Source organism: Serratia grimesii (assembly GCF_900186025.1).
Taxonomy (GTDB): domain Bacteria; phylum Pseudomonadota; class Gammaproteobacteria; order Enterobacterales; family Enterobacteriaceae; genus Serratia; species Serratia grimesii.
On record NZ_LT883155.1, the window covers coordinates 90,515 to 109,378 of the forward strand.

General features: G+C 55.5%; 16 protein-coding genes. 9 read left to right on the forward strand and 7 right to left on the reverse strand.

Going from position 1 to position 18,864, the window contains the following annotated elements; genetic code table 11:
* Positions 1–55 precede the first annotated feature (55 nt).
* From yiiM to fdhD, 4 genes are all read right to left on the reverse strand, one after another.
* A complete protein-coding gene (gene yiiM / locus SGBXF1_RS00410) occupies positions 56–727 on the reverse strand; it encodes a 6-hydroxyaminopurine reductase (RefSeq protein WP_186427651.1) in 672 nt (223 codons plus the stop codon).
* Between the two features lie 93 nt (positions 728–820).
* Positions 821–2,746, reverse strand: a complete 1,926-nt coding sequence (locus SGBXF1_RS00415) for a methyl-accepting chemotaxis protein (protein WP_186427652.1) — start codon at positions 2,744–2,746, stop codon at positions 821–823.
* A 124-nt stretch (positions 2,747–2,870) separates the two neighbouring features.
* Positions 2,871–3,491: a superoxide dismutase [Mn] gene (gene sodA / locus SGBXF1_RS00420; RefSeq protein ID WP_037421110.1), complete on the reverse strand. Its 621-nt coding sequence runs from the start codon at positions 3,489–3,491 to the stop codon at positions 2,871–2,873.
* Positions 3,492–3,618: 127 nt separating this feature from the next.
* Complete coding sequence (fdhD, locus tag SGBXF1_RS00425) at positions 3,619–4,437, reverse strand: formate dehydrogenase accessory sulfurtransferase FdhD (protein WP_420329910.1); 819 nt, start codon at positions 4,435–4,437, stop codon at positions 3,619–3,621.
* A 222-nt stretch (positions 4,438–4,659) separates the two neighbouring features.
* On the opposite strand from fdhD, the gene fdnG reads away from it, so the two are divergent.
* The 8 genes from fdnG (at position 4,660) to selB (ending at position 14,905) form a co-directional block, all read left to right on the forward strand.
* Positions 4,660–7,707, forward strand: coding sequence for a formate dehydrogenase-N subunit alpha (gene fdnG, locus SGBXF1_RS00430; protein WP_130382808.1), 3,048 nt, complete (start codon positions 4,660–4,662; stop codon positions 7,705–7,707).
* A gap of 12 nt (positions 7,708–7,719) precedes the next feature.
* Positions 7,720–8,619: a formate dehydrogenase subunit beta gene (gene fdxH, locus SGBXF1_RS00435; protein WP_037421096.1), complete on the forward strand. Its 900-nt coding sequence runs from the start codon at positions 7,720–7,722 to the stop codon at positions 8,617–8,619.
* A complete protein-coding gene (fdoI, locus tag SGBXF1_RS00440; protein ID WP_012004559.1) occupies positions 8,616–9,251 on the forward strand; it encodes a formate dehydrogenase cytochrome b556 subunit in 636 nt (211 codons plus the stop codon). The genes fdxH and fdoI overlap by 4 nt, the downstream gene beginning before the upstream one ends.
* On the forward strand, positions 9,251–10,180 hold the full coding sequence (gene fdhE / locus SGBXF1_RS00445; protein ID WP_061808215.1) for a formate dehydrogenase accessory protein FdhE: 930 nt from the start codon (positions 9,251–9,253) through the stop codon (positions 10,178–10,180). Before fdoI ends, fdhE begins: the two co-directional genes overlap by 1 nt.
* A 139-nt stretch (positions 10,181–10,319) precedes the next feature.
* Positions 10,320–10,967, forward strand: coding sequence for a DcrB-related protein (locus SGBXF1_RS00450; protein WP_186427654.1), 648 nt, complete (start codon positions 10,320–10,322; stop codon positions 10,965–10,967).
* A gap of 34 nt (positions 10,968–11,001) precedes the next feature.
* Positions 11,002–11,607: a glutathione S-transferase gene (locus tag SGBXF1_RS00455; RefSeq protein WP_186427655.1), complete on the forward strand. Its 606-nt coding sequence runs from the start codon at positions 11,002–11,004 to the stop codon at positions 11,605–11,607.
* Positions 11,608–11,675: 68 nt separating this feature from the next.
* Positions 11,676–13,067 carry an L-seryl-tRNA(Sec) selenium transferase gene (selA, locus tag SGBXF1_RS00460; RefSeq protein ID WP_186427656.1) on the forward strand — a complete coding sequence of 464 codons (1,392 nt, stop codon included), beginning with the start codon at positions 11,676–11,678 and terminating at the stop codon, positions 13,065–13,067.
* Entirely contained in the window at positions 13,064–14,905 is a 1,842-nt protein-coding gene (gene selB, locus SGBXF1_RS00465; protein ID WP_186427657.1) for a selenocysteine-specific translation elongation factor, read from the forward strand. Before selA ends, selB begins: the two co-directional genes overlap by 4 nt.
* Before the next feature lie 23 nt (positions 14,906–14,928).
* Here selB and SGBXF1_RS00470 read toward each other — a convergent pair whose 3' ends face one another.
* Positions 14,929–16,176, reverse strand: a complete 1,248-nt coding sequence (locus SGBXF1_RS00470; protein ID WP_061808211.1) for an MFS transporter — start codon at positions 16,174–16,176, stop codon at positions 14,929–14,931.
* A gap of 219 nt (positions 16,177–16,395) precedes the next feature.
* Between SGBXF1_RS00470 and SGBXF1_RS00475 the strand changes: the two genes are divergently transcribed.
* Positions 16,396–17,388, forward strand: coding sequence for an acyltransferase (locus tag SGBXF1_RS00475; RefSeq protein ID WP_061808210.1), 993 nt, complete (start codon positions 16,396–16,398; stop codon positions 17,386–17,388).
* Here the strand turns inward: SGBXF1_RS00475 and SGBXF1_RS00480 are convergent.
* Positions 17,383–18,306, reverse strand: a complete 924-nt coding sequence (locus SGBXF1_RS00480; RefSeq protein ID WP_037426992.1) for a GlxA family transcriptional regulator — start codon at positions 18,304–18,306, stop codon at positions 17,383–17,385. The two genes, SGBXF1_RS00475 and SGBXF1_RS00480, sit on opposite strands and share 6 nt — an antisense overlap.
* Positions 18,307–18,308: 2 nt before the next feature.
* Complete coding sequence (locus tag SGBXF1_RS00485) at positions 18,309–18,860, reverse strand: cysteine hydrolase family protein (protein WP_061808209.1); 552 nt, start codon at positions 18,858–18,860, stop codon at positions 18,309–18,311.
* Positions 18,861–18,864: the final 4 nt, after the last annotated feature.

The following is an 18,864-nucleotide window of genomic DNA, read 5'->3' on the forward strand; positions in this document are numbered from 1 at the left end:
GCTGAAAATGTTTGGCGCAGCATGCCGCGCCATGTTTTATTCCCAGCCAGCTTATTTAGCGGCCCAACAAACGGCGATTAAAGTCTTCAATACGGCCTTCGGTGACGCGCGTGAGCATGGTTTTGCTCCAACTGGCAGATAGCCCGGCGACGGCCAGCAGGCGGCGATATTGTTCTTCATCAAACGGCATATGCCAGGCGATGCTAATGGCCTCGGCGACCGAAACATCACTGTTGCGCATTACCCGTTCCAGCGGATGATCGCCGCTGACTTTACCGGCAGACACCACGCGGTACAGCCAGCCACATCGACCGCTTTGCTGCATCAGCACTGAGATGTCATCGATATCAAAATGGTAGTTGAGCTTGAAACAAGGGGAGCGTGGCTGGGTGACCTGGATCAGTGCTTCACCCCAGCGAAAGATGTCACCCATAAACACGTTGTGTTCGGTCAGCCCCAGGGTAGAAATATTCTCGCCAAAAGCAGGCGCGCTGAACTGTTCGGCCAGCGCCGGAAACTGTTCACGCCAATGGTCATAATGTTCACGTGGATAGTGACACAGCGCGCGGTCTGGGCCGCCGTGATAACTTTTCTCCGCTTGTTCATCGCCTTCCAGGCCGAGCGGGGTCAGCTTGACTGCACCGTCCACCAAGCGCTTGGCGATGCCGCTAGGCCGCCCGCCTTCATAGGGTTGGATAGTGCCGATATAAACCTCAGGATGATGCATATACGCCTCCATGTCTCGCGTCGAAGGACCAGAATAGCCTGAGTTGGCAGGAGGGAACAATAACCCGCCCGAGAGGTTTCGGGCGGGGGAAAATTAGAACGTCGTCCAGTTGTCTTGTGTGTCGGTATGGGGGACCGGTTTGCGGGATGGGGCTTTCGGCGTTGCGGTTTTCACGGCAGCAGGTGCCGGCTGCTCTGCCAGACGGAACACTGATACACTCTGCAACAGCATTTCTGCCTGTTCCTCCAGCGAGTCGGCGGCGGCGGCGGATTCTTCCACCAGTGCGGCGTTCTGCTGGGTGGTGTGATCCATTTCGACAATCGCCTGACCGATTTGGGCTATGCCGCGGGTCTGCTCGTCGGAGGCGGCGGCGATTTCCGCCATAATGTCACGCACATGGGTAACCGACAGGACAATCTGCTCCATGGTGTTGCCGGTGTTCTCCACCAGTGTGGTGCCGGTCTGCACTCGGTTAACCGACTCGGCAATCAACCCTTCGATCTCTTTCGCCGCTTGGGCGCTGCGCTGTGCCAGATTACGGACTTCGCTGGCCACAACCGAGAAGCCACGACCTTGCTCACCGGCGCGTGCGGCTTCTACCGCTGCGTTGAGTGCCAAGATATTGGTCTGGAAAGCAATGCCGTTGATTAGGGTGGTAATTTCAGCGATTCGCTGCGAACTGCTGGAAATATCGCGCATCGTGCTAACTACGTTTTCTACTAACTTGCCACCTTGCTGGGCCGTCTGTGAAGCATCGGTGGCCAGCTGATTGGCGTGGTGGGCGTTTTCAGCGTTTTGTTTCACCGTCGCGGTCAGTTGCTCCATGCTGGCGGCCGTTTCTTCCACTGCGGCGGCTTGTTGTTCAGTACGTGAGGACAAATCGGTGTTACCCGCGGCGATCTCTGCGGCGGCAGTGGACACCTGGCTGACCCCCATCTGAATTTTCTCAATCATATCGCGCAGGTTTTGGCTCATGGCTGCGACTGCGTTCAGCAATTGGCCCAGTTCATCACGACGGGTGCTGGTCTGTGCCTGTCGCAGATCGCCACTGGCGATACGTTCCGCCAATGCGAGCGTACTTTGCAGCGGCCGGGTGATTTGCAAGGTGATACGCCAGGCAACCAGCAAACCGACGATGATGGCAATCAGTGTGGTAACGCCCATTTGCACTTGTGCAGAATTGATGTCGTTATGGGTTTGCGTCAATTCATCCTGTAAAAAGGCGTTGACCAGTGTACCGACTTCCTGCGCACTGTTGCCCAGGCGTTGGCTGATTAACTGTTCCTGTTGATAGGCCGGTAGGTAGGCTTCAATACGGTTTTTATAGTCGTCGAGGGCGGTCAGCAAGGGTTGCAGCAGAGGACGTTGGGCGTCGCTGAGCCGTCGGCTCAGTGCATTAGCCGCGCTACGTGCGTCGTCAATTGCCGCGACCAGCGGTGCTTCGGATTCAGCGCTCAGGCTAAGTAACAAGCCGCGTGCACCGTAGCGCACCAGCGTCAGTTTCTGGTTCAACTGAATAAAGGCCAGTTGCAGGTCACCATTGGTGAGTTGGCGTTCCACTTGGTTCAGGTTGTCCTGCACCTCCGACATGTTCCAGCTTTGACGCACGGCATCTTTCGCCGCCACCGCCTTTTCGAAAGCATTTTGCTGCTGCTGGTATTGGCTGATCAGCACGACCAAGCGTTGAAGGTCTTTTTTGCTCTGAGGATCCCAATTCAGGTTCTGACCCTGGTTGATCAGCTTTACCGCGTTTTCGATGCTGGTGCGGTTATTGTTCAGGTATTCCGGTTTGTAAGTTTGCCCAAATAGCGCACGGTTATATTTGGCCTGATTAATTTCGTCGTTCAGGCGATTGCTGAAATCAATGCGATAGGCCCGCGATTCAATGATACTGAGGTACTGGGCGCCGGTACCGGCGATGATCGCGGTCAGCAACAGCATGAGACCAAATCCGAGTCCGAGCTTTTTGCCGACGGTGAGATGAACGAACTTTCCTGCCAATGTTTGCAATGCCGCCATAATGTTTTTCCTTTCCGGGCGAACGTCAATTGAACAAACCATCGGCAAAGAGCGGTCAAACTTTAGCGAATTTTGGTCAAAAAAATACCCGCACTAAGCGGGTATCTTTATTGCTGGGGGCGAATTACTTCTTCGCAGCGAAGCGTGCAGCGGCTTCATCCCAGTTAACCACGTTCCAGAATGCTTTGATGTAGTCTGGACGTTTGTTTTGATATTTCAGGTAGTAAGCGTGTTCCCACACGTCCAGGCCCACGATTGGGAAGCCTGAAGCGCCGGCAACGGCTTCGCCCATCAGCGGGCTATCTTGGTTAGCAGTAGACACTACAGCCAGTTTATCGCCTTTCAGCACCAGCCAAGCCCAACCTGAACCGAAGCGGGTCGCTGCGGCTTTCTCGAACTCTTCCTGGAATTTCTCAACGCTGCCGAAATCACGTTCGATAGCAGCTTTCAGATCGCCACCCAGAGTGGTGCCGATTTTCAGGCCTTTCCAGAACAGGCTGTGGTTAGCGTGGCCGCCAGCGTTGTTACGCATGAAGGTACGTTTGTCAGCAGGCACTTTATCCAGATCCTGGATCAGTTCTTCAACGCTGTATTGGGCCAGTTCTGGATAAGCTTCCAGCACGGTGTTGGCGTTGTTAACGTAAGTCTGGTGGTGTTTGGTGTGATGGATTTCCATCGTCTGCTTGTCGAAATGCGGTTCTAGTGCGTCGTAGGCGTACGGCAGGGATGGCAGTGAATAACTCATAATCATCATCTCCAAGGGTATATGGGCGGCGCATTATGTGAGCACCGCGTAAGCAGTCGGATCATTATAGTTATTTAAATGATATTGAAAATGATTATCAATGCCCTACTTATCGTGTGGTTTTAGGCTAATCCACAATGCGCTGCGGGTGGGTAAACACCGTGGCACGGCCGGGTTTGCTGAAGCCGACCAGCGTCAGGTTGCTGCGTTCGGCGATCTCCACCGCCAGTGAGGTTGCCGCAGAAACCACGAACAAAATCTCCACGCCACACATGGCAGCCTTTTGCACCATTTCATAGCTGGCGCGGCTGGAGGTTAATACAGCACCTTGTTGCCAGCCCTCTTTGGCACGTACACCGAGCAGCTTGTCCAGAGCGACATGACGGCCCACGTCTTCACATCCGCCGAGTAATTCCCCTTGTGGCGACAACCAGGCGGCGGCATGGGTGCAACCAGTCAGTTGCCCAACTGACTGCACTTCTCGCAGTTGTTTCAATGCAGAATCAAGATGGGTGAGGGAAAAGCTTTGGGTAAACGGCAGCGCAGGCAGTGGGCGAAAAATATCCGCTAACTGTTCGATGCCACACACGCCACAGCCAGTGCGGCCTGCCATAGCCCGGCGACGCTCTTTCAACCCGGCAAAGCGACGGCTGGACAGCTCTATTTGCACCTCCAAACCGTTACAGGTTTGGTTAATCTCTATACTGTAGATATCGCGCGGTGACTCAATGATGCCTTCGGACAGGGAAAAACCCAGGGCGAATGCCTCCAGATCTTTGGGTGTGCACATCATCACCACGTGAGAAATGCCGTTATAGACCAGCGCGACCGGGACCTCTTCCGCCAGCCAGTCCTGCTGTGCGGTGGTGAGTTGCCCACGTTGATACACCTGGGACTGGGTCACCCCTGTGAGTTGAGTCTCATTGATGTGTTGCTCTGGGTCTATAGTGTTCACTTAACTGGCACCTGTTTGTAACAACCCCATGTACGTTGTGGTAATATCTTTGCGTCATGGCGGCCGCTGGCCGAACCAACATATACCCTACGGATTTCATGTCGTAACTTAAAATTCATGGGGTAAAAACAACAGTAATTTTAGCGCTTCCCGCTTCAAGGGGGAAAGCGCCATTTGAAACAATGTGACAATCGCGAGTGAAAGGAGACCCCCATGCAGGTCAGCAGAAGGCAGTTCTTTAAGATCTGCGCTGGCGGTATGGCAGGAACGACGGTGGCTGCACTGGGTTTTGCCCCAGAAGTGGCGTTAGCGGAAACCCGGCAGTACAAATTGCTGCGTGCCCGTGAAACCCGTAATACCTGTACGTATTGTTCCGTCGGCTGTGGGCTGTTGATGTACAGCCTTGGTGATGGCGCCAAAAACGCCAAAGAAAGCATTTTCCACATTGAAGGCGACCCGGATCACCCGGTCAACCGCGGCGCGCTTTGCCCGAAAGGCGCGGGTCTGGTCGACTTTATCCACAGTGCAAGCCGTCTCCAGTATCCAGAATACCGTGCGCCAGGCTCCGACAAATGGCAACGCCTCACTTGGGACGACGCCTTCACGCGCATCGCCAAGCTGATGAAAGAAGACCGTGACGCCAATTTCGTTAAAACCAACGAACAGGGCGTGACCGTCAACCGCTGGCTCAGCACTGGCATGTTGTGTGCCTCCGCTTCCAGTAACGAAACCGGGTATTTGACCCAAAAATTTAGTCGCGCTCTCGGCATGCTTGCCGTAGACAACCAAGCACGTGTCTGACACGGACCAACGGTAGCAAGTCTTGCTCCAACATTTGGTCGCGGTGCGATGACCAACCACTGGGTTGATATCAAGAACGCGAATCTGATTGTCGTCATGGGCGGTAATGCGGCGGAAGCGCATCCGGTGGGATTCCGCTGGGCGATGGAAGCCAAAATTCATAATAAAGCCAAGCTGATCGTGATCGATCCGCGCTTTACCCGTACCGCATCGGTGGCGGATTTTTACACGCCGATCCGTTCAGGGACCGACATTGCCTTCCTGTCGGGCGTCTTGCTGTACCTGATGACCAACGACAAAATTAACCGCGAATACGTTCATGCCTACACCAACGCCAGTTTGCTGGTGCGAGAAGACTTTACCTTCGAAGACGGTTTGTTCAGCGGTTACGATGCAGAAAACCGCAAGTACGACAAAACCACCTGGAACTACCAGCTTGATGAAAACGGCTTTGCCAAGCGTGATCTGACGCTGCAGGATCCGCGTTGCGTGTGGAACATGCTGAAACAGCACGTCAGCCGTTATACGCCGGAGGTGGTGAACAATATCTGCGGTACGCCTACCGAAGATTTCATCAAGGTGTGCGAATACATTGCTGAAACCTGCGTGGCGGATAAAACCGCGTCGTTCCTGTACGCTTTGGGCTGGACTCAGCACTCGGTCGGCGCGCAGAACATTCGCACTATGGCAATGATCCAGCTGTTGCTCGGCAACATGGGTATGGCAGGCGGTGGCGTTAACGCGCTACGTGGCCACTCCAATATCCAGGGGCTGACCGATCTGGGTCTGCTGTCGCAGAGCCTGCCAGGCTATATGACATTGCCTTCGGAAAAACAGACTGATCTCGATACTTACCTGAAAGCGAACACGCCGAAAGCGGTGTTGCCGGGCCAGGTGAACTACTGGAGTAACTACCCGAAATTCTTCGTCAGTATGATGAAGAGCTTCTACGGTGATAAGGCGCAGAAGGACAACAGCTGGGGCTTTGACTGGTTGCCGAAGTGGGACAAAGGCTACGATGTATTGCAGTACTTCGAGCTGATGTCGCAAGGCAAGGTCAACGGTTACTTCTGTCAGGGCTTCAACCCTGTGGCGTCGTTCCCGAACAAGAACAAGGTGGTGGCCTCGCTGTCAAAACTGAAGTTCCTGGTGACCATCGATCCACTCAATACCGAAACGTCCAACTTCTGGCAGAACCACGGTGAATTCAACGACGTCGATCCGTCGAAGATTCAAACCGAGGTATTCCGTCTGCCGTCTAGCTGCTTCGCCGAAGAAAACGGTTCGATCGTGAACTCCGGGCGCTGGCTGCAATGGCACTGGAAAGGTGCTGATGCCCCAGGCGAGGCGAAGCACGACGGGGAAATCCTTGCGGGTATCTTTATCCGTCTGCGTGAGATGTATGCGCGTGAAGGTGGTGCAGTACCGGAGCAGGTACTGAACATGACCTGGGATTACCTGACACCGGAAGATCCTGCTTCGGAAGAAGTAGCGATGGAAAGCAACGGCAAGGCATTGGCAGATATCCTCGACGCTGACGGTAAAGTGTTGGCGAAAAAGGGTGAACAACTCAGTACCTTTGCGCATTTGCGTGACGACGGTACTACTGCCAGCGGCTGTTGGATCTTCGCCGGTAGCTGGACGCAAGCCGGTAACCAGATGGCACGCCGCGACAATGCCGATCCATCCGGCCTCGGCAATACGCTGGGCTGGGCCTGGGCTTGGCCGCTCAATCGCCGCATTCTGTACAACCGTGCTTCGGCTGATCCGCAAGGTAAACCTTGGGATCCAAAACGTCAGTTGCTGGAGTGGGACGGCGCCAAGTGGGGCGGGGTAGATATCCCAGACTACAGTGCCGCTGCACCAGGCAGTGACGTCGGGCCATTCATCATGCAGCCGGAAGGCATGGGCCGCTTGTTTGCCGTCGATAAAATGGCCGAAGGTCCGTTCCCGGAACACTATGAGCCGTTTGAAACGCCGCTCGGGACTAACCCGCTGCACCCTAACGTGGTTTCCAACCCGGCGGCAAGGGTGTTCAAGGACGATCTGGCGGCGATGGGGACCTCCGACAAGTTCCCGTACGTTGGTACCACGTACCGGTTGACCGAGCACTTCCACTACTGGACCAAGCATGCGGTGCTAAACGCTATCGCGCAGCCGGAGCAGTTTGTGGAAATTGGCGAGTCGCTGGCGGCGAAAAAAGGCATTCAGCATGGCGATACGGTGAAGGTCAGCTCCAACCGCGGCTTTATCAAGGCCAAGGCTGTCGTAACCAAACGTATTCGTACCTTGCAGGTGCACGGTCAGGATGTGGACACCATCGGTATCCCGATCCACTGGGGTTACGAAGGGGTAGCGAAGAAAGGCTTTATCGCTAACACGCTGACGCCGTTTGTCGGTGATGCTAATACGCAGACGCCAGAGTTCAAGGCGTTCCTGGTTAACGTGGAAAAGGTGTAACGGAGACGAATTATGGCAATGCAATCTCAAGACATCATTCGTAAATCCGCCACCAATGGCTTCACGCCGGCGCCCCGCGCCCGTGACCACCAGGAAGAAGTGGCTAAACTGATCGATGTCACCACCTGTATCGGCTGTAAGGCCTGTCAGGTGGCGTGTTCTGAATGGAACGACATCCGCGATGAAATCGGTCACAACGTCGGGGTGTACGATAACCCCGCCGATCTGACCGCCAAGTCGTGGACGGTGATGCGCTTCTCCGAAGTGGAGGAAAACGGCAAGCTGGAGTGGCTGATCCGCAAAGACGGCTGCATGCACTGTGCCGATCCGGGCTGCCTGAAGGCATGCCCGTCGGAAGGGGCGATCATCCAGTACGCCAACGGCATTGTCGACTTCCAGTCCGAGCACTGTATCGGCTGTGGTTACTGCATCGCTGGTTGCCCGTTCGATGTGCCGCGCATGAACAAGGACGACAACCGGGTATACAAATGTACCCTGTGCGTCGATCGCGTTGATGTCGGCCAGGAACCAGCCTGTGTGAAGACCTGTCCAACCGGTGCCATCCATTTCGGTACCAAGGACGCCATGAAGGAGGTAGCCGCCGAACGCGTCAGCGAGCTGAACTCTCGTGGTTATCAGAACGCCGGTCTGTACGATCCGGCGGGCGTGGGCGGCACCCATGTGATGTATGTGCTGCACCATGCCGACAAACCGCAGCTTTATCACGGTTTGCCGGATAACCCGACGATCAGCCCGGCGATCACGTTCTGGAAAGGCGTGTGGAAGCCCCTGGCGGCCATCGGCTTTGCCGCTACCTTTGCAGCCAGCGTATTCCACTATGTCGGTGTCGGTCCTAACCGCGTCGACGAGGACGAAGACGATGAGCCGCACGATGAGGAGACGCGCAAATGAAGAAGGAAAAGCGTATTCAGCGTTATAGCGCGCCGGAGCGAATCAACCATTGGATAGTGGCGTTCTGCTTTGTGTTCGCCGCCATCAGCGGGCTGGGGTTCTTCTTCCCCTCCTTCAATTGGTTGATGAACATTCTCGGCACACCGCAGTTGGCGCGTATTCTGCACCCCTTTGTCGGGGTGATTATGTTTGCGGCCTTCCTGCTGATGTTCTTGCGTTACTGGAAGCATAATCTGATCAACCGCGAAGACATCGTCTGGGCCAAAAACATCCAAAAAATCGTCATGAACGAGGAAGTGGGTGACACCGGACGTTATAATTTCGGTCAGAAGTGCGTATTCTGGGCGGCAATCATTAGTCTGGTGCTGCTGCTGGCCAGCGGTGTGGTGATCTGGCGGCCGTACTTTGCGCCGTCATTCCCGATACCGCTGATCCGTATCGCGCTGTTGGTGCATTCACTGGCGGCTGTTGGTCTTATCATCGTGATTATGGTGCACATTTACGCCGCGCTTTGGGTAAAAGGCACCATTACTGCCATGGTGGAAGGCTGGGTGCCGGCGGCTTGGGCTAAAAAACATCACCCGCGCTGGTACCGAGAGGTCCGCGAGAAACAACAGGAAGACAAACCCTGATGAGTATCCGCATTGTTCCTAAAGAGCAACTAGGGGCACAGCGCGAGAAGTCCACAACGGCGGAAACCATCCCGCCGTTACTTTTCGCGAATCTGAAAAGCCTATATAGCCGCCGTGCCGAGCGTCTTCGCAAGTTGGCGACCGACAACCCGCTGGGCGACTATCTGAACTTCGCTGCACAACTGGCCGAAGCACAGCATCACGCCTTACACGACAACCCGCTACAGCTTGATCTTACCGACGCGTTGCAGCAAGGGGCTGCTAGTGGCAAGCCACCATTGGACCTGAGCGTTTACCCACGTAGTGAGCATTGGCACAAGCTGTTGAGCTCGCTGATCGCAGAACTGCGTCCTGAAGCACCAGAGCATATTCTGGCCGTGCTGGATAATCTGGAAAAGGCATCGGCACATGAGTTGGAACTGATGGCTCAGGCGTTGCTTAATCAGGATTTCGGCAAGATTGGCAGTGAGAAGGCGCCGTTTATCTGGGCCGCGTTATCCCTTTATTGGGCGCAGATGGCCAGCCAAATCCCGGGTAAAGCACGGGCTGAATATGGTGAGCATCGCCAATTCTGTCCAGTGTGCGGCAGCATCCCGGTAGCCAGTGTCGTGCATATTGGCACCGTCAGCGGTCTACGCTATTTGCACTGTAACTTGTGTGAAAGCGAGTGGCATGTGGTGCGGATAAAATGCAGTAACTGCGAACAGACCCGCGATCTCAACTACTGGTCGTTGGACAGCGAACTGGCTGCAGTGAAGGCGGAGAGCTGCGGCGACTGCGGTACCTACCTGAAAATTTTGTATCAGGAAAAAGACCCGCAGGTTGAGGCGGTAGCGGATGATTTGGCCACGCTGGTGCTTGATGCCAAAATGGAAGACGAAGGTTTTGCCCGCAGCAGCATCAACCCATTCCTGTTCCCAGGTTCGTAATATCTGGCTTTATGGGCTGAATATATTCGGCCCTTATCATTTATCGGATGATTAATTTCAGACTGGGCTTCTGGCATTCGCCGGGGTGACTTGCTACGTTTACGCAATGACGCGCGAAGCGAAAGGAAAGGGACGGACGATGTTGAAGACCATTGCGAAATTCACTGCGGTTGCTGTTGTCGCTATCGGGCTGACGGCCTGTGACAACAAGGACGATACCAAACCGGCAGTACCAAAGCCGGATACCAAACCGACCGTCACGCAACCGGCACCGCCACCACCGGTAGTGGAAACCCCTCCTGCACCGGTTCCCGGGCTGAAAGTCTTGCTGCAGAAGGGCAATATTACCTTTGAACTGCCGCCGGGTTTTAGCGATCAGACCAAGAACAGCGGCATCATTAACGACAACAAGTCGACTATTCAACGCTTCCTCGACGGTAAATCGCGCCAGAGTACGGTATCTTCCGAAGTGATCCCGCCTGATGATATGAAGCTCAATACCAGCGATAAAATGCTGAAAGAGCTCACCCAGAGCATTATCACCGAGCTCGGGGATCGCTATCAAAATATCCAGACCACCAAAGAAGAGACGTTCACCGTTGGCAAACAGAAATTCCATCGGGTGGATACCGAACAGAGCGTCAACGGGCAGAAGGTGGTGTCCACCATCGTGCTAACGGTGTTCAATAAGCGGGTGGTGACGTTGCAAATGTTGTCACCGGCTAAAACGCCGGAGGCGCATCAAGCGCTGGTTCAGCGGATTATCGACTCGCTGGCGGTGAAATAACAACGCTGTGGTTTGCAAGCCGAGGGGAAGACTGATGAAGCTTATTGGCAGTTACACCAGCCCTTTTGTCCGCAAGATTTCCGTGATGCTGCTGGAAAAGGGGATCGCGTTCGAATTTGTTAACGATCCGCCCTATGAGCCGGGCAGCCGGGTGGTAGAGCTAAATCCGCTCTCCAAGGTGCCGGTGTTGGTGGCCGACGACGGTGCGGTATTTTACGACTCGCGCGTGATCGCCGAATACCTTGAAACCTTGCCCTCTGCTCCGTCATTTTTACCTGCCGATCGCCTGTCGGCGCTGCACATACGTCAGGTGGAAGCCTTGGCGGATGGCGTGACCGAGGCCGCTGCCACGCTGTACCGCGAGAGCATGCGGGCGTCGGATAAACAGGATGAAAATTGGATCCTGCGCCAGCGTGCCAAGCTGACGCACGGGCTGGACGTGCTGGAAAAACTGGCGCAGGAAAAAAAGCTGTTGAACACCGAAACGCTGACACTGGCGGATATTGCGACCGGTTGCGCGCTGGGTTATCTCAATTTCCGTCGTATCATGCCCAATTGGTGCGTCGAGCGCCCAGCGTTGATCAAACTGGCCGAACGCTTGTTTGCCCGCGAAAGTTTTGCCCGCACGATGCCCCCCTGATCTTCTCTCACCCCGCTGCGGCGGGGTTCTGCTTTATGCCGAGACCATAACACTTAAACCGAGCGACCATGAGCACTGAATCCCAGCATCTTTACAGCCAATTACCCGCTATTGACCGTCTACTGCGTGACCCTGCGATCGAGCCGTTAGTGGCGCAGCATGGTCAAACGCTGATAAGCGAGTTGCTGCGCCAACTGCAATGGCAAGCGCGTGAGACGATAAAACAACATCAGAGGTTACCTGACTGGTGTGGTGACTGGCCGCAGGCACTCTGCACTGCGTTGATGCAGCAGCAGCGTTCGGCATTGGCGCCAGTTTTCAATCTGAGCGGCACCGTGCTGCACACTAACCTTGGTCGTGCCTTACTGGCGCAACCGGCTATTGAGGCGGTGACGCGTTCAATGGGATCGGCGGTGACGTTGGAATACGATCTCGATGGCGCCGGCCGGGGGCATCGTGACCGTGCTGTCGCAGATTTGCTGTGCCAACTGACTGGTGCGGAAGATGCCTGCATCGTCAATAACAATGCGGCGGCGGTGTTGCTGATGTTAGCGGCGGTCGCACCGGGTAAGCAGGTGGTCGTGTCGCGTGGTGAACTGGTAGAGATTGGCGGGGCTTTCCGTATACCCGACGTGATGCGCCAGGCGGGCTGCCAATTGGTCGAGGTGGGCACCACCAACCGTACTCATCTGAAAGACTACCGCAATGCGATTAACGAGCAAACTGGCCTGCTGATGAAGGTGCATACCAGCAACTACAGTATTCAAGGATTTACCGCTGCAGTTGATGAAGCTGAACTGGCGCAGCTTGGCGCAGAACATGGCCTGCCAACGGCGACCGATCTGGGCAGTGGCTCTCTGATTGATATGGCGCAGTACGGCCTGCCGGCCGAGCCTATGCCACAGCGGCTGCTGGCGGCCGGGGTGGATCTGGTGACATTCTCTGGTGACAAATTGCTGGGCGGCCCGCAGGCCGGCATCATCGTCGGTAAAAAGGCGCTGATTGCCCGGTTGCAACAGCACCCACTGAAGCGCGCACTGCGCGTTGGCAAGCTGACGTTGGCTGCGCTGGAGGCCACCTTGCGCCTCTATCAGCAACCCGAACTGCTGGCGGATCATCTGCCGACGCTGCGTTTATTAACTCGCCCACAACAGGCAATGGAAGACGCGGCAGTACGTCTGTTACAGGTTCTCAAACCGCAGTTCAGTGAGCATTTCTGCCTGCGAGCCGAACCCTGTTGGTCGCAGATTGGCAGCGGTTCGTTGCCGGTGGATCGGCTACCGAGCTATGCGTTGACCTTTGAGCCGCTCGACGGTCGTGGCGCGACCCTGGAGGCATTGGCTGAGCGTTGGCGTCGTTTACCGCAACCGGTGATTGGTCGGATTAATGACGGCAGGCTATGGCTCGATCTGCGCTGTCTGGAACAGGAAGATACGCTGATTGAGGCATTGAACGCATGATTATTGCCACCGCAGGTCATGTCGATCATGGCAAAACGACCCTGCTCCAGGCGATCTCCGGGATCAATGCGGATCGCCTGCCGGAAGAAAAACGCCGTGGCATGACCATCGATCTGGGCTATGCCTACTGGCCGCAGCCTGATGGCCGGGTATTAGGTTTTATTGATGTGCCTGGCCATGAAAAATTCCTCGCCAATATGCTGGCAGGCGTTGGCGGCATTGACCATGCGTTGCTGGTAGTGGCCTGCGACGACGGCATCATGGCACAGACCCGGGAGCATCTGGCTATCCTGCGTTTGAGTGGCCGCCCGGCATTGACGGTGGTACTGACCAAAGCCGACCGGGTAGATGACGTGCGTGTTGACGAGGTGCGGTTGCAGATTGGCGACGAACTGGCGCAGCAGGGTTGGTATCAAACGCCCGTGTTCGTTACCGCTGCGCAACAGGCTCAGGGCATCGACGCGTTGCGTGAGCATTTGTTGGCATTACAGCCTGACGAACATGCGTTGATGCGCCGTTTCCGCCTGGCGGTGGATCGTGCGTTCAGTGTGAAAGGCGCCGGTCTGGTGGTGACGGGTACTGCGCTGGGTGGAAAGGTAGCTGTGGGTGACCAGCTGTGGCTGACTGGCGTAGATGCTCCAGTACGGGTACGCGGTCTGCACGCCCAAAACCAACAGGTTGAGCAGGCACAAGCCGGGCAGCGTATTGCGCTGAATATCAGCGGTGACGTCAGTAAAGAACAGGTAGCTCGGGGTGACTGGCTGCTAGCGAAAAAGCCACGGGTTGCCGCCGAGCGCATTCTGGTCCGGCTGGATGCTGACCAGCCGATAAAGCACTGGCAGCCACTGCATCTGCATCATGCTGCCAGCCATATCACCGGGCGGATTTCGCTGTTGAATGAAGAACTGGCTGAGCTCATTCTTGATCGCCCACTGTGGTTGGCCGAAAACGATCGGCTGGTTCTGCGGGATATTGGTGCTCGCCACACCTTGGGCGGCGCACGGGTTCTGAGTTTGACCACGCCAAGGCGCGGTAAGCGCCAGCCTGAGTATCTGGCTTGGTTGGCTGCACTGGCGCAGGCAGGTGATGACCAGCAGGCGTTGGCACTGCATTTGCCTAATGGGGCACTGGATCTGGCTGCTTTTGCCTGGGCGCGACAACTCACCGACAGCGAGCTGGCAGCGATGTTGGCAGACCATGAATTGCTGATTGCCGGCGATATGGCACTGGCGCAAGAGAATGTGCTGCAGGGCCAACAAAAGCTGTTGCAACTATTGGCTGAGTATCACCAGCAGCATGCCGATCAACTCGGTCTTGGGCGTGCACGGTTGCGGCGTATGGCCTTGCCACAGCTTTCTGAACCTCTGGTGTTTATGATGATCGATCGGTTGCTGGCCGATGGGTTATTAAACAACACGCGTGGCTGGCTGCACCTGCCGGAACACGGCTTGTCGTTCAATGCGGAAGAACTGGCTCTGTGGGTACGTATCGAGCCACTGTTCGGTGACGAGGCTTGGTGGGTGCGTGATCTGGCGGCTGAATTGGGTGAGGGCGAGACGCGGGTGCGGGCGACGCTGCGTAAAGCGGCCCAGTTGGGCCATGTCACGGCAGTGGTGGTAGATCGTTACTACCTCAGCCAACGTATCGAACAGTTCGCTGCGCTGATCCGTGAGCTTGATGCGGCGCAGGGCAGCGCGAACGCGGCGGATTTCCGCGATCGGCTCGGTGTTGGCCGCAAACTGGCGATTCAGGTATTGGAATTCTTTGATCGCAGCGGTTTCACCCGCCGCAAGGGAAACCAGCATCTGCTGCGCGACGGCGGTCTATTTGGTGGGTAAGCGGGGCGAATGCCCCGCTTGGATTACAGCGCAGCGTTAGGCGTCGGGGTGGCGTCGCCACTGCGGCGTTTGCTGAGGAACAGCGCTACCAGTGCCAGCCAACACAGTCCGCTCACCAGGTTGAACAGATTGAACAACCCACTGCCGCCCCACACGTAGGCCACTTTCGCCAGTTCGATGCCGACGGTAAACACCATCATGCTCAACATACCCATGGTGGCGGAGACGGTACCTTTACTGACGTTGCTGGAAAACAGCGTCAGGCGGTACAACCCGGCGTTAGCCAGCCCAATACCGTAAGCGTACAGGCTCAAACCTGCGGTCATCCACAGATAAGCGTGGCTAGAGAATAGCGTGGCCAGTGCCGCGACCAACAGCCCCAGCATCATGGGTGCCGCACCGATTTTGATCAAACGTTGTACACTGTTCTTACCGGTCATACGTGCCAGTGTCAGGTTGCCGAGGATCAACGCGCCAAATACCGGGATTTGCAGAAGACCGTAATCCAGCGTCGACAGCGACTCGCCGCTGATCAGGATCACGGGCGATTGGGCAATCCAGGCCAGTAGCGGCAGGCTGGCGAAACCGATAGCCAGCGCCCCACAGACAAAACGACGGTTGGTTAGCACCTGGCGATAATCACGCCACAGATTGGCCGCCGAGAGTTTTTCACCCTGCAACGAGGCCGTTTCCGGCATCGCCTTCCACAAACCGTAAAAAGCAAAAGCGGCTAATGCGGCGAACAATACGAACATGCTTTGCCACGGTGCGACGTGGATCAGCGCTGCACCGGCCAGCGGCCCGAGCAGCGGGGCAATCAACGCCACGTTGGCCATCAATGCAGTAATTTTTATGCACACTGATTCTTCAAATGACTCCTGTATCGTGGCGTAACCGACAGCCCCGATAAAGCACAAGCCAATTCCCTGCAAGAAACGCATAAAGATAAACTGCTCGATGTTAGTCACTAGCAGAATGGCCAAACAGGCGACGATAAAGAACGCCACGCCAGCCAGCATCACTGGACGACGACCACGGCGATCCGACAATGGCCCCAGCAGCCATTGCAGGAAGATACCGCCAGCCAGATAGGCGGTCATTGAGGTTGGCACCCACTCTTCACCGGCGTTGAAATCCGCCACCACCGCCAGCATGCCAGGCTGGATCATATCGTTGGCGATATAGGTGGCGAATTCGAACAGCACCAGACAAAGAGGGAATAAAAGCGCCTGTCGACCCAAGCGAGCCGCAGGTGGTAATGTTGTTTTCATATTTATCGTACTGAAAGTAAAGAGAAAATAAGGAACTGTCAGGGCGGGAAGCGCAATCTGAGCGAGTTGTGGCGGCTATTTTGCCGCCAATTGTTCACCTTAGCAATAATAAGGTGTTGTTTCAGCACATTCTGATATTGCCCGCCAGGGTTGCCACTCGCACTTTCGCTAGTTAACCTCTTTTTAACAGACGAAGATGACAACACTGCGGGCGACCTTTTGAGTAATAAAATTGGCTGGATAGATAACTTGCGTGCGGTGGCGTGCATGATGGTGGTGATGATCCACGCGACCACCTATTACGTCACCAGTGGTGTGACGGTGGGTGAGCATAACTGGGATATTGCCAACGTGCTGAATTCGATGTCGCGCGTCTCGGTGCCGTTGTTTTTCATGATTTCCGGTTATCTGTTTTTTGGTGAAAAAAGTGCCGGGAAAAAGCATTTCATCCGCATTGGTTGCTGCATCTTGTTCTATAGCGCGATCGCGCTGATCTATATTGCTGCGTTTACTAAAATCGGCTTCTGGCCGTCGCTGCGCGGCATACTGTTGAAACCGGTGTTTTACCACCTGTGGTTCTTCTATGCGATTGCAGTGATTTATTTGCTATCACCGCTGATCAACGTCAAACCGGTATCACGCCGCTATCTGGCCGGCGTGCTGGTGATCCTGGCTGTTATCGCCAACCCCAATACCCATTCGCTGACGCTCGGTAATACTCACTTACTGCCGGTTAATTTGTATATCTATGGCGATACTTTTTATTACTTGCTGTATGCGTTGGCCGGTCGAGCCATTGGCATGATGAACACTCAGGGGCGTGGCGTTAGTGGGTTGGCGGCATTGGGGTTTGTGCTGAGTGTGGTGTTGATCATTCATGGCACTAAAAACCAGATGTCTATCAACGGCAACTTCGCCGATACCTACTACATCTACTGCGGTCCGTTGGTGTTTATTGCGGCAGTATCGATGTTGATCTGGTTTAAAAACTGTTTGCCGGAGCCGATTGGCTGGTTGAGCGTTTTTTCCCGACATTCGCTGGCGATATACGGTTTTCACGCCTTTATCGTCAACTTTATGCGCAGCCGGCATCTGGAACTGACCTCCTATCCGTTATTAGATATCTTCTGGGTATTCGGTGTGGCGCTGGCGCTCAGCCTGTTGTTGTCGATGGGGTTACAGAGAATCGACAGCCGACGACTGGTGTCATAACGACATCGAGCTGCGCTGCTGGGCGCGGCGCAGTTGGCGACCAGAGGAAAACCCCGCGGCCAACGCCGCTTTCTCCAGCCCATAGCCTTGTTGCAGGCGCTGTTGCGCCACCGCCAGCCGCAGTTGCTCATGATATTCGCGCACGCTGATGCCGACATGGCTGCGGAATAAGCGCGCCAGATGGCGGCTGCTAACGTGAGCTTTTTCCGCGACTTGTGGCACTGACCATTCGGCCTCCGGTTCGGCGGCCATCACGTCTTGTGCGCGGTGTACCGCCGGGTGCAAATGGTTGCGGTAGCGTAGCCAGGGTGAAAGCTGTGGATCGTCGCCAGAACGGCGAAAATAGACCACCATCTCGCGAGCGATTTCCATCGCCCGTGTGGCACCGCACTGGCGGTTAATCAGGTGCAGCGCCAGATCGATACCCGCGGTAATGCCAGCGCTGGTGTATATGCTGCGATCTTCAACAAAGATGCGGTTTTCTTTTACTAATGCGGTAGGTGCCTGCTGACGCAGGCGTTCGATCACGTCGTGGTGAGTGGTGCATTGGTGGTTGTCGAGTAAACCCGCCTGTGCTGCTAGTAGTGCCCCGGAACAGACACAGACCAGCGTGATACGTTGCTGTTGCAAGTCAGGTTGCAGTGTTGCAAGCCATCGCCGAGCCTGTTCGGTGGCTTGATGGTTAACGTCACCGGGTGATGTGCTGACACCCGGGATGACCAAAATAGCGTTGTCTTCCAGCCGTTCGGGCAATGGTTGCAACTGACTCAGCGTCATGCCAATAGAACAGGTTATCTGCGGTAGTGGGCTTATGTAGCGCAGGCTGAACTGCCCGGCGAGACGCAGGGTTTCTGCCGGGCCGCTAACGTCCAGTGACAACACGTTGGGCAGCATCAGAAAGTAGACGGCCTGCAGCATGATTACTCCTGTGAGAGTTGCGCCAGCACCTCATCCACACTGGCGAGCTGGGCGAAGCGGTCGACCAGCACGGTCTCAGTATGCCGCTTGAGCTGTTCGGTGGTAAAGACCTCACCGTTGGGATGTTGCATTGGAAAAGTCATTGTGGCTTCGGTAACGAAAGTCACTCGATAGCCAAGATCGGACGCTACTCGGGTGGTGGTTTCGCAGCATTGTTCGGTGCGGATACCGGAGATAATTAAATGATCAATATCCCGTTGGCGCAGCCAGGCGTCCAGGCCGGACTCGGTCAATGCGTTGTGCACGTGTTTGTGTACGGTGATATCGGCCTGATGGTCGAGGAACGGCAAGCGCTTCACCCAGCCGGACGCCAAAGAAAATGGCCCTTGTGGCGACACGTGGAATACATCAACCAGCGCTACACCTTGCTGATGACAACCGTCTATCAGCCGCGTTAGCGCCTGTTGGAAAGCGGGAAGATCGTCCTCTTGCCAGAATGGACGGTGCTGGAATGATTGTTGAACATCAATGATCAATAACGCGCTATGTGACATTTTC

What these genes read in the sequence shown, in the direction of transcription:
- SGBXF1_RS00415 (WP_186427652.1), bottom strand. Translation starts at nt 2,746, where the DNA reads ATGGCGGCATTGCAAACATTGGCAGGAAAGTTCGTTCATCTCACCGTC.
- selA (WP_186427656.1), top strand. Translation starts at nt 11,676, where the DNA reads ATGAGCACTGAATCCCAGCATCTTTACAGCCAATTACCCGCTATTGAC.
- fdhE (WP_061808215.1), top strand. Translation starts at nt 9,251, where the DNA reads ATGAGTATCCGCATTGTTCCTAAAGAGCAACTAGGGGCACAGCGCGAG.
- yiiM (WP_186427651.1), bottom strand. Translation starts at nt 727, where the DNA reads ATGCATCATCCTGAGGTTTATATCGGCACTATCCAACCCTATGAAGGC.
- SGBXF1_RS00470 (WP_061808211.1), bottom strand. Translation starts at nt 16,176, where the DNA reads ATGAAAACAACATTACCACCTGCGGCTCGCTTGGGTCGACAGGCGCTT.
- SGBXF1_RS00455 (WP_186427655.1), top strand. Translation starts at nt 11,002, where the DNA reads ATGAAGCTTATTGGCAGTTACACCAGCCCTTTTGTCCGCAAGATTTCC.
- fdxH (WP_037421096.1), top strand. Translation starts at nt 7,720, where the DNA reads ATGGCAATGCAATCTCAAGACATCATTCGTAAATCCGCCACCAATGGC.
- selB (WP_186427657.1), top strand. Translation starts at nt 13,064, where the DNA reads ATGATTATTGCCACCGCAGGTCATGTCGATCATGGCAAAACGACCCTG.
- SGBXF1_RS00485 (WP_061808209.1), bottom strand. Translation starts at nt 18,860, where the DNA reads ATGTCACATAGCGCGTTATTGATCATTGATGTTCAACAATCATTCCAG.
- fdoI (WP_012004559.1), top strand. Translation starts at nt 8,616, where the DNA reads ATGAAGAAGGAAAAGCGTATTCAGCGTTATAGCGCGCCGGAGCGAATC.
- sodA (WP_037421110.1), bottom strand. Translation starts at nt 3,491, where the DNA reads ATGAGTTATTCACTGCCATCCCTGCCGTACGCCTACGACGCACTAGAA.
- SGBXF1_RS00480 (WP_037426992.1), bottom strand. Translation starts at nt 18,306, where the DNA reads ATGCTGCAGGCCGTCTACTTTCTGATGCTGCCCAACGTGTTGTCACTG.
- SGBXF1_RS00450 (WP_186427654.1), top strand. Translation starts at nt 10,320, where the DNA reads ATGTTGAAGACCATTGCGAAATTCACTGCGGTTGCTGTTGTCGCTATC.